The organism is Pedococcus sp. (assembly GCF_036000045.1).
Lineage (GTDB): Bacteria > Actinomycetota > Actinomycetes > Actinomycetales > Dermatophilaceae > Pedococcus.
In genome coordinates, this window is record NZ_DASYGF010000026.1 from 1 (window position 1) to 10,705 (window position 10,705).

A 10,705-nucleotide genomic window follows, 5' to 3' on the forward strand; every position below is an offset into this window, starting at 1 on the left:
TCTGGGCTGTGGCCAGGCTGATGCTGTGGTTGCAGACCAGGGTGTGGAGCCTGTTCTCGACGCGATCCTTGACACGGGCGCCTTCGGCTGTGTTGTAGGGCTCGGGCCATAGGTTCGCTGCAGCGGTCGGGGAGCCGCCGAGCTCGAGGGAAATCAGGTGGTCTTCCTCGTAGTCGCCGGCCGCGGTGTCGCCTCTGTAGGCGTAGCCAGTGGCGAGCTGCTCGATCTTGAGCCTGGTCGTCACCGAGGACGGTGGGCGCACGGTGGCGGTCCAGCCGGCCACGCAGATGGTGCTGGCGATGTTGGCCTGGGTGACCGAGGCATTGGTCGCACCCGGGGTCCGGGCGGAGTTCGGCAGGACCGCACCGGCCGCGTCGATGATGTCACCGCCAGCCGCGGGGACGACTCGCGTAGCGGGAGGGCGCGCCGTGGCCGACGGTCGCGCCGCCTTCGTGGTGGCGGGGCTAGCTGACGGTCTCGGCGCACTCGTCGTGGCGGTGGTTGTCGGCGAAGCCGGTTGGCTGGCGGCCGGGGATGAAGGGCCCGAGGCGGCTGTCGAGGTGATTGACGTGGGGGCCGGTGCGGGCGCGGCCACGGCGCCGAGGGTGAAGGCAAGCAGCGACGCCCCCAACGCCACCGTTCCTGCGCCCCGGCTTCGTAGATGCGCCCAGTCGACGCGGCCCCGCACCAGACTGACCAGGGCGACAACCAGCGCGAACGTGGCGAACATGATCGCGGCGCCACTGACGCCGCTGCTCGCCGCACCGACCAGGACGGCGAGGGTCAGGCCACCCCAGCCGGCCGCGCCAAGCACACGACCTCGTGCGGTGGCCCCAACACCCTGCTGCACCGGTCGACCTCCATGGGACGCCTCACTGCCAGTGCCCGCGCCCGTGCTCGGGGGACCGCCGGCAGCGAAGTGGTCGGTCCACTGTTGGCCGTCCCAGTACCGCAGTCCACCCTCGGACTGCGGGTACCAACCAGCGGGACTGCTCACGACGACGGCTCCCTCGAATGATGATCACAGCACGCTACGCGCGCGATGGGGCATCCCGCGGGAGTTTTGAGCAGAATGCGCCGGTTGGACGATGGCCCCAGGTTCGCGTGTCGCTGACTTACCCGTTCGCGCCATGGGACGCGAGGCGGGCGGCCAGGTATGCCGCGGTGGTGCTGTCCTCGGCCCCGGCGACCTCTTCCGGGGTGCCCGTGGCCACCACCCGACCGCCCTCGTCCCCGCCGCGTGGACCCAGGTCGATGACCCAGTCAGCGCTGATGATCGTGTCGAGATCGTGCTCGACCAACACCACGGTGTTGCCGGCGTCCACCAACCTGTGCAGCTGTCGCAACAGCAGAGCGATGTCGGCGGGGTGCAGCCCTGCCGTCGGCTCGTCGAGCAGATAGAGCGCGTGCCCTCGACGCGCGCGCTGCAGCTCGGTTGCCAGCTTGATCCGTTGGGCCTCCCCACCGCTGAGCTCGGTGGCGGGCTGACCCAGGCGCAGGTAACCCAACCCGACCTCACGGAGTGTGGTCAGGCTGCGCGCAGCCGCCGGCACCTCAGCCAGGAAGTCGGAAGCCTCATCGACCGACAGTGCCAGCACCTCGGCGATGTTCTTGCCGCGGTACTCGATCTCGAGGGTCTCTGCCTTGTAGCGGGCCCCGTGACAGGTCGGGCAGGGTGCATAGGTGCCGGGCAGGAAGAGCAGCTCGACCGTGACGAAGCCTTCCCCCTGGCACGTTTCGCACCGCCCCTCGGCTACGTTGAAAGAGAAGCGACCCGCGCCGTAGCCGCGTTCGCGGGCTGCCGGCGTCGCGGCATACACCTTGCGCACGGCGTCGAACAGGCCCGTGTAGGTCGCCAGGTTGGAGCGCGGAGTGCGGCCGATGGGGCGCTGGTCCACGCGCACGAGCCGGTCGAAGGACTCCAGCCCGGTGACGTCGTCGACGTCGATCTCGAGCTCGCTGTCCTCGGATTCGTCGGGGGCCTGCCCGAGGTGACGGCGTACCAGCTCGGCCAGCACCTGGGTGACCAGGGTCGACTTGCCGGAGCCCGAAACCCCCGTCACTGCCGTCATGACGCACAGCGGTACGTCCACCGAGAGGTCCTCGAGGTTGTGCCGGCTGACCCCGCGCAGGTGCAGCCACCCTTGTGCAACGCGCTGGGGGCGCGGCGGTGCCCCCACCCGGCCGAACAGGTGTGCCCCCGTCGCCGAGTCCGTCACCTGTTCCAGGCCCGCGACCGGCCCGGAGTACAGGACGCGCCCACCGTTCTCGCCGGCGCCTGGGCCGATGTCGATCACCCAGTCGGCTCGACGCACGATATCGAGGTCGTGCTCGACGACGAACAGCGAGTTGCCCGAGCCCTTGAGCGTCTCGAGGACATCGAGCAGCGGCGCGGCGTCCGCCGGGTGCAGCCCTGCTGAGGGCTCGTCGAGGACGTACACCACCCCGAACAGCCCCGAACGCAGCTGCGTGGCGATGCGCAGACGCTGAGCCTCGCCCGGCGACAGCGTCGTGGAGCGGCGCCCCAGCGAGAGGTAGCCCAGTCCGAGGTCGAGCAGGACCTGGACACGGTCGAGGAGGTCGGTGCACAGCCGCACCGCTACCTCGCTGGCCTCGCCCGAATCGGCCGTCGTCGTCGCCGCGGCCGCCTCGGACACCTCGGCCACCGGCCGCAGGAAGCCGACCAGTGAGGCGAACGACAGCGCGTTCACCTCAGCGATGGTGAGGCCGCGGAACGTCACCTTCAGGGAGTCGGGGCGCAGCCCGGTCCCCGCGCAGTCCGGGCACGGGACGCTGCGTATGAAGCGCATCGCCTTCTCCCGCATCATCGGGCTCTTCGAGGTGGCCAGAACGTGGTGGACGTGGGCGCGGGCGCTCCAGAACTTGCCGTGGTAGCCGTAGTCGACGCGGTCACGCTCGGGCTTGATCAACACCTTCGGCTGCTCGTCGGTGAACAGCAGCCAGCGTCGGTCCTTCGCCTTGAGGGACCGCCAGGGGGCGTCGACGTCGATGCCGAGGCCGGACACGATGCTGCGCAGGTTCGCGCCCTGCCAGGCGCCGGGCCACGCAGCGATCGCGCCCTCGCGGATGCTCAGGGAGGGGTCCGGCACCATCAGCTCCTCGCTGACGTCGTGCTCCTCCCCGAGGCCGTGGCACCGTGGACAGGCGCCGGCCACGGTATTCGGCGAGAAGGCCTCTGCCGGCAGGTGGGGTGCGCCGGCGGGGTAGGTGCCGGCGCGTGAGTAGAGCATCCGGAGGAGGTTCGACAAGGTCGTGAGAGTGCCCACGCTGGAGCGTGAGCTCGGGGCGCCGCGGCGCTGCTGCAACGCCACCGCAGGCGGCAGCCCGGTGATCTCCTGCACGTGAGGCACGCCCATCTGCTGCACCAACCGACGGGCGTAGGGAGCGACCGACTCGAAGTAGCGGCGCTGGGCCTCCGCGTAGAGAGTGCCGAAGGCCAGCGATGACTTACCGGACCCGGAGACCCCGGTGAAGGCCACCATCGCGTCACGTGGCAGGTCGACATCGACATTCTTGAGGTTGTGCTCGCTCGCTCCGCGGACATGGACGAAGGGATCGTTCGGGTCGTGGGGCACACCCCCTGTCTAGCCGCTGCAAAGCGACTGCGCACAACTGGCGCACGGCGAAGCGCCGCTTCGCGCACCCTTTGCTCTCTGCCGGCTGATCGCGTCTGCGGCAGAGGTGCGTGTTCTGCTCAGGAGAAATGAGCCTCCTGAACGCGCTTCTGGAGGCGCTCCAGGCCAGAGCGGACGAGAGCTCCGTATCCGTCGATGGGAAGCGAGCTCCCAGCTTGCATACCCGCCGCTAGTTGGGCCTTCGCCTCGCCTACCCGGCCTTGTCGCAGATACCCGTCACCAAGGTTCAGATGCAGGCTGGGCGCCAAGGTGGCGGCCGACGTGATCCCCACTGACGCAAGATCCTCGTCGACCACATGCGCATACTCGGACAAGGCCACTTCGTCCCAGGCCACCTCCTCGGCGAGCGAAGACTGCTGGTCGGCCAGGTAGTGCGCCAGCACGCACCGTTGGGCATGGTCGTGCTGCGCAGTGGCTCCCCAACAGGCCAACAACGCGTCGCGTCCCCGCGGTTGATCGCCACCCAAGGTGAGCCCGATCGCGTCCGTGATGGCGGGCCAGTCAGTCATGGCGTTGACGCTACGACTGAGGGCCGACATCGAACCGGCCCAGGACCACCAGACCCCGCCTGCGGCAGAACCCCCAGCCACGCGTTGGTCGGTCGCGGGCCTCAGGTCTGCGTTTGCATCGCCGATCGATCTGCGTCGGACTGTGTGGGGGGTTCAAAGGTGCTGTCGAAGGGAAGCTCGTTCATATCCAACATGGGATTCTCGTCCTGGGTTGCCACCAGCTCGCGGGCTGCAGCTTCTGACTGCACGCTGGGCATTGATCCTGGGAGGTGTCGCCGAGCGGACTCCGGGAGGAAGAAGATGGTGACTGCGCTGATCGCCGAGGTGGCCATCAGGTAGTAGGCCGGCATCAGTTCGTTGCCTGTTGCCTTGATCAGAGCCGCAATGATGAACGGGGTCGTACCTCCGAAGATTGCCACCGCGAAGTTGTACGCGATGCCCATGGCCCCGTAGCGATGGGCCGTCGGGAACAGGGCCGGCAGCGCGGACGCGAGGTTGGCCACATAGAACGTGACGGGGAAGGCGATCAAAGCCAGACCGAGAAGCGTCGACCAGATGCCTCCTATTCCAATCAGCAGGAATGCGGGCAGGGAAAGCACGACCGTGCTGATAGCCCCTATCCAGAGCACGGGACGGCGCCCGACGATATCGGAAAGATGTCCGGTCAACGGGATGCACAATGCCATGACGATCAGAACGGGAATGGTCAGCAGAGTCCCGTGGAGCTCGTCATATCCCTTGTTGCTGGTGAGGTAAGTGGGCATGTAGGACGTGAGCGCATAGCCCACCGTATTGGCCGCGGCCACGAGAACCATGGCCAGCAGAATCCTGGGCCAGTACGCCTTGAAGATTCCGACCGGGCCCATCGCGGCCGCGCCCTGGTCGGACTGGGAGCTCGGGGTCGCTGTCGACTCCGCATCCAGGGTTGCTTGGAAGGCGGGCGATTCCTCGATCTTCATGCGGAAGTAGATGGCGATCAAACCGAGGGGTCCGGCGAGCAGGAAGGGCACGCGCCAACCCCAAGCCTCCATGGCAGGCTGGCCCAGGATCAGCTGCAGGACGGACACCAGCCCGGCACCGATCGCAAATCCCAGATAGCTGCCCATGTCCAGGAAGCTGGCGAAGAAGCCACGGCGCTTGTCTGGAGCATGCTCGCTGACGAAGGTGGTGGCGCCTGCATACTCGCCGCCCGTGGAGAATCCCTGCACGAGCTTGGTGACGACCAGCAGTACTGCTGCCCAGATACCCAACGTCGAGTAGCCCGGGAGCAGCCCCACGACCAAAGTCGCCGCAGCCATGATGATCAGCGTCATGGCGAGAACCTTCTGCCGGCCGATCTTGTCACCAAGCCAGCCGAAGTACACGCCACCTAGGGGGCGGGCGATAAAGGTGGCGCCAAAGGTTCCCAGCAGGAACAGGTTCTGGACGGATCTGTCGGCTTCCGGCAGGAAGACCGGGCCCATGGTGGTGATCAGATATCCGAATACGCCGACGTCGTACCATTCCATGGTGTTGCCGACAATGGTCCCGCCCAGGGCCATTTTCAGCTTGGGCCGGTCGACGACGTTGATATGTGAAACCTGCAAACGACGCCTCAGGAGGGGTTCCCTTGCCATGTCTACAGCGCCCCTGAACCAGTACTCAAGTCGCTAGAACGTTCGTGCTTTGGCATCTTGGCGCTCCTCTAGTCGAGATCCGTTCCCACAGAAGATGGCTCTCTTCCATCATTTCCAGGAGTGAATCCAGCAAAAGCCGCCGCAACGTTACATTAGTCCTGGGCAGGTTCCTAATCGTACCGGGAATGTGTCCCTCATTACTCCGAGGAGTGTGTTTTGCATTACTTCGGAGAGTGGCCGGCCGACGGCCGACACCGGCTCCCGGCGGCTGCACGTGCATCCGGTGGGTCTCTCACCCCTGAGCTGCTCGGTCGTCGCCAGACCCCAGCTCGACCGGCACGTGAGTACTGGTCACCGCGGCAACGTGGTGTTCACCTGAGTCCTTTAGGCTGGCCACGTGAGCGAGACCAAGCCGACGGCGCCGACGCAGGCGCCGTCCTCCCCGCCGTCCGACCTGCCGGAACCCGTTCAGGCCCCAGCGCCGGCGACCCCCAAGACCGGCACCCGCATCCTGGTGGCCGAGGACGAGGCGCTCATCCGCCTGGACCTGGCCGAGATGCTGACCGAGGCCGGTTATGACGTGGTCGGTCAGGCCAGCAACGGTGAGCAGGCCGTCGACATGGCCAAGGCTCTGACCCCGGACCTGGTCATCATGGACGTCAAGATGCCGGTGATGGATGGCATCACGGCGGCCGAGGAGATCGGCGCGGCCAAGATCTGCCCGGTCGTGATGCTGACGGCCTTCAGCCAGACCGAGCTCGTCGAGCGCGCTCGCGACGCTGGTGTGATGGCCTACATCGTCAAGCCGTTCACGGCAGCCGACCTGGGTCCTGCCATCGACATCGCCCGGCACCGCTGGACCGAGTACACCGCGCTGGAGCGCGAGGTCGCCGACCTCGGGGAGCGACTGGAGACGCGCAAGGCTGTCGACCGCGCGAAGGGCATCCTCATGAAAAAGCTCAAGGTCAGCGAGGCCGAGGCGTTCCGGTGGATCCAGAAGACGGCGATGGACCGGCGGCTCGGCATGCGCGAGGTCGCCGACGCGGTGATCAACGGCATGGACAAGGCCTGAGCGATGCCCGTGTCGGTCCGTCCGGCCACGGTCGCGGATGCGCCGGTTCTGGCCGAGGTCGCGGCAGCCACGTTCGCGCTGGCCTGCCCGCCGCATGTCACCGAGGAGTCCGTGGAGACCTTCATCCGGACGGTGCTGTCCGAGCAGTGCTTCGAGGAGTACCTCACCGACGACCTGCGCGACCTTCTTCTGGCCGAGGACGAGGCAGGGCCGTTGGGCTACGCCATGGTCGTCGCGCGGGAGCCCACCGACGATGACGTCCGTTCCGCCCTGACCCGGCTCCCGGCCGTCGAGCTGAGCAAGATCTACGTCCTGCCGCGCAGTCACGGCACGGGAGCGGCCGCTGAGCTCATGGCTGAGGCCCTCGCCCGGGCGAGCCGGCGGGGCGCGGCCGGCGTCTGGCTGGGCGTCAACCAGCTCAACGAGCGGGCTCAGCGGTTCTACGCCAAGAGCGGGTTCACCAGGGTGGGAACGAAGCGGTTCCTCGTGGGTGAGCGGTACGAGGACGACTTCGTGTACGAGCGGCGGCTCGACGATGAGCAGGCTTCGCTGTGAGTGCCCTGAGGGAGTTCCTAGAGAACCCTTCACGAGGCCCTTCGAATGGGCCTAGAGTCCTTTCTCGGTTGCCCTTCGGGGCGGCTGCGGCCGTTGGGGGAGCCGTCTGCACAGGTGAACAGCAGCGCGACCATGATGGAGGAGACCGGTGAGCCGTCCCGCGATCAGCGTCAGGCAGGTGTCGGAGGAGCACGAGGGCTCGTTCGTCGAGCTGTGGGCAGCCTCCCGGGTCGAGGCGGGCGTGAGCCCCGATGTCGTCGCCCGGGCGGCCGCGGAGGGGCGGGTCACCACCGCGTTGCATAGGGACGACGTGCGCGCCTACATCGCGCTTCACGACGGGCGTCCGGTCGGCTTCAGCATCGCCGCGACGAGCCCCTTCTCCGCGCTGACCGACGCTCCCTGCGTCACCATCGACCAGCTCTATGTGTCCCCCGACGCGCGTCGCCACGGGGTGGCGCGGCACCTCATGAGTGCGGTGACCCTGTATGCCGACTCGCGCGGCTGCGAGCAGATCGGCTGCAACGTGCCCGCTCCCAACCGCGAGGCCAACCGCTTCTTCGCCCGCCTGGGCTTCTCCTCCCAGGTGGTCCGTCGCATCACGACCGTCGCGGCTCTACGCCGCCGGCTCGGGGCCGACGAGCCCCGTCACCACTCGCTCGAGCAGCTTCTGCACCGTCGGCGCTCGCTGCGTGCGCGCGCGACGGCCGCGGCGGGCAACCGCCTCGCCGGCTGACCCCTCTGACCCGGCGGCCTTCCGGCTCAGCCCGCGCCACCGCCCGGATCGGGACCGCAGGCGGCGCTGTGGGTGGCTGGCAATAGGCTGCAACGCGTGAGCCGACTTCTCCTCCTCGACGGTCATTCCCTGGCCTACCGCGCGTTCTTCGCGCTCCCGGCAGAGAACTTCTCCACCAGCACCGGGCAGCACACCAACGCGGTCTACGGCTTCACCTCCATGCTCATCAACGTGCTGCGAGACGAGCAGCCGACCCATATCGCGGTGGCTTTCGACGTGTCCCGCCAGACCTTCCGCACCGAGGTCTACTCCGACTACAAGGCCGGCCGTTCGGCCACCCCCTCCGAGTTCCAGGGTCAGATCTCGCTGCTCCACGAGGTCCTCGACGCGCTCAAGATCCGTTACGTCGAGGTTGACGGGTTCGAGGCCGACGACGTCATCGCCACGCTGACGACCAACGCGCTCGCCGAGGACCTCGAGGTCCTCATCTGCTCGGGTGACCGCGACTCGTTCCAGCTCGTCACGGACGCCAGCACGGTCCTCTACCCCGTCAAGGGCGTGTCCGAGCTGGCCCGGATGACCCCAGCCGCAGTCGAGGCCAAGTACGGCGTGGCACCCGAGCGTTACTCCGACCTGGCGGCCCTCGTCGGCGAGACCTCCGACAACCTGCCGGGGGTGCCGGGCGTCGGTCCCAAGACCGCTGCCAAGTGGCTGGGCCTCTACGGCGACCTCACCGGCCTCGTCGCCCATGTCGACGAGATCAAGGGCAAGGCGGGCGAGTCCCTGCGCGAGCACCTCGACAGCGTGCTGCGCAACCGCCGCCTCAACCAGCTGGTGCGCGACCTCGATCTCCCCGTGACCATCGCCGACCTCGAACGCCAGAACTGGGACCGCGAGCTGGTCCACGCCGTCTTCGACAGCCTGGAGTTCCGGGTGCTGCGCGACCGGCTCTTCGAGTACCTCCAGGCGCCTCAGGAGGAGGCCGACCACGGTTTCGAGCTGGAGGGCGAGGTGCTCACCTCCAGCGAGGTGTCCGGGTGGCTGGACGAGCACGCCGCCGCCGGGACGCGCGTCGGCGTCCACCTCGTCGGGCGCTGGGGACGCGGCACCGGCGACGTCACCGCCCTGGCGCTCGCGACGGACGGTGGCGCGGCGGCATACCTCGATGTCACCCAGCTCGACCCCGCCGCGGACGCCGCCGTCGCAGCGTGGCTCGCCGACGCGAGCCGACCCAAGGTGATGCACGACGCCAAGGGTCCGACCCTCGCCCTCGAGGCGCGGGGGTGGACCCTGCACGGGCTCGTGACCGACACCGCGCTGGCGGCCTACCTCGTGCGGCCCGACCAGCGCTCCTACGACCTGGCCGACCTCGTGCTGCGGCACCTGGGCCGCGAGCTGCGGGCCGAGCAGGAGCCGACGGGGCAGGGCCTGCTTGAGTTCGGCGACGAGGGCGAGGCCGGCGCCCAGGACGCCATGGTCCGGGCGCGCGCCGTGCTGGACCTGGCCGGGTCACTCGCCGAGCAGCTCGAGGCCACCGGGGGGACGGCCCTCCAGCACGACCTCGAGCTCCCCTTGGAACGCGTGCTCGCCGACATGGAGCGCACGGGCATCGCCGCCGACGTGGACGTGATGACCGAGCTCGAGAAGGACTTCGCGGCAGCAGTCCGCGAGGCCCAGGAGGACGCCTACGACGCGATCGGTGGAGACCAGATCAACCTGGGCTCGCCCAAGCAGCTCCAGGTCGTGCTGTTCGAGACGCTCGGGCTGCCCAAGACGCGCCGCACGAAGACCGGCTACACCACCGACGCCGATGCGCTCACCGACCTCTACACCAAGACGGAGCACCCGTTCCTCGAGGCGCTGCTGCGGCACCGTGACGCGGCTCGTCTGCGGGTCACGGTCGAGGGCCTGCTCAAGTCCGTGTCCGACGACGGGCGCATCCACACCACCTACCAGCAGACCATCGCCGCCACGGGCCGGCTGTCGTCCACCGACCCCAACCTCCAGAACATCCCCATCCGCACCGATGCAGGCCGTCGCATCCGCGAGGTGTTCATCGTCGGCGACGGCTTCGAGTCGCTGATGTCCGCCGACTACAGCCAGATCGAGATGCGCATCATGGCGCACCTGTCCGGCGACGAGGGGCTCATCGAGGCGTTCCGATCCGGCGAGGACCTGCACCGGTTCGTCGGGTCGAGGGTCTTCTCGGTCGAGCCTGCCGACGTCACGTCTGCCATGCGCTCCAAGGTGAAGGCGATGTCCTACGGCCTCGCCTACGGACTCTCGGCCTTCGGGCTGTCCAAGCAGCTGACCATCTCGACAGGTGAGGCCCAGGGCCTGATGGACGAGTACTTCGCGCGCTTCGGCGGGGTGAAGGACTACCTCGCCTCGGTCGTCGCCGAGGCGCGGGGGACCGGCTACACCCAGACCATGCTCGGTCGTCGTCGCTATCTGCCCGACCTGACCTCGGACAACCGGCAGCGGCGCGAGATGGCTGAGCGCATGGCCCTCAACGCGCCCATCCAGGGCTCCGCCGCCGACATCATCAAGATCGCGATGCTGCG

General features: G+C 68.2%; 7 protein-coding genes and 2 pseudogenes. 4 read left to right on the plus strand and 5 right to left on the minus strand.

The annotated features are described in order from the left end of the window. The 5 genes and pseudogenes from VGN50_RS05270 to VGN50_RS05285 all read right to left on the minus strand — a co-directional run. A pseudogene (locus VGN50_RS05270) lies at window positions 1-814 on the minus strand (hypothetical protein); the annotation flags it as partial. Between the two features lie 96 nt (window positions 815-910). Further along, window positions 911-997, minus strand: a pseudogene (locus VGN50_RS13165) (DUF2510 domain-containing protein); the annotation flags it as partial. Window positions 998-1,115: 118 nt separating this feature from the next. After that, window positions 1,116-3,596 carry an excinuclease ABC subunit UvrA gene (gene uvrA, locus VGN50_RS05275; RefSeq protein ID WP_327443636.1) on the minus strand — a complete coding sequence of 827 codons (2,481 nt, stop codon included), beginning with the start codon at window positions 3,594-3,596 and terminating at the stop codon, window positions 1,116-1,118. Window positions 3,597-3,715: 119 nt separating this feature from the next. Next, a complete protein-coding gene (locus tag VGN50_RS05280) occupies window positions 3,716-4,165 on the minus strand; it encodes a hypothetical protein (RefSeq protein WP_327443637.1) in 450 nt (149 codons plus the stop codon). Between the two features lie 101 nt (window positions 4,166-4,266). Continuing rightward, window positions 4,267-5,781 carry an MFS transporter gene (locus tag VGN50_RS05285; RefSeq protein WP_327443638.1) on the minus strand — a complete coding sequence of 505 codons (1,515 nt, stop codon included), beginning with the start codon at window positions 5,779-5,781 and terminating at the stop codon, window positions 4,267-4,269. 397 nt (window positions 5,782-6,178) lie between these two features. Between VGN50_RS05285 and VGN50_RS05290 the strand changes: the two genes are divergently transcribed. From VGN50_RS05290 to polA, 4 genes are all read left to right on the plus strand, one after another. Then, the gene (locus VGN50_RS05290) at window positions 6,179-6,853 is read left to right on the plus strand and encodes an ANTAR domain-containing response regulator (protein ID WP_414694567.1); all 675 of its coding nucleotides are present in this window, start codon (window positions 6,179-6,181) and stop codon (window positions 6,851-6,853) included. A gap of 3 nt (window positions 6,854-6,856) precedes the next feature. Next, entirely contained in the window at window positions 6,857-7,408 is a 552-nt protein-coding gene (locus tag VGN50_RS05295; protein ID WP_327443640.1) for a GNAT family N-acetyltransferase, read from the plus strand. A gap of 148 nt (window positions 7,409-7,556) precedes the next feature. Next, a complete protein-coding gene (locus tag VGN50_RS05300) occupies window positions 7,557-8,141 on the plus strand; it encodes a GNAT family N-acetyltransferase (protein ID WP_327443641.1) in 585 nt (194 codons plus the stop codon). Window positions 8,142-8,237: 96 nt separating this feature from the next. Then, window positions 8,238-10,705: DNA polymerase I (polA, locus tag VGN50_RS05305; RefSeq protein WP_327443642.1), on the plus strand; the 2,468-nt coding region annotated here is incomplete at its 3' end.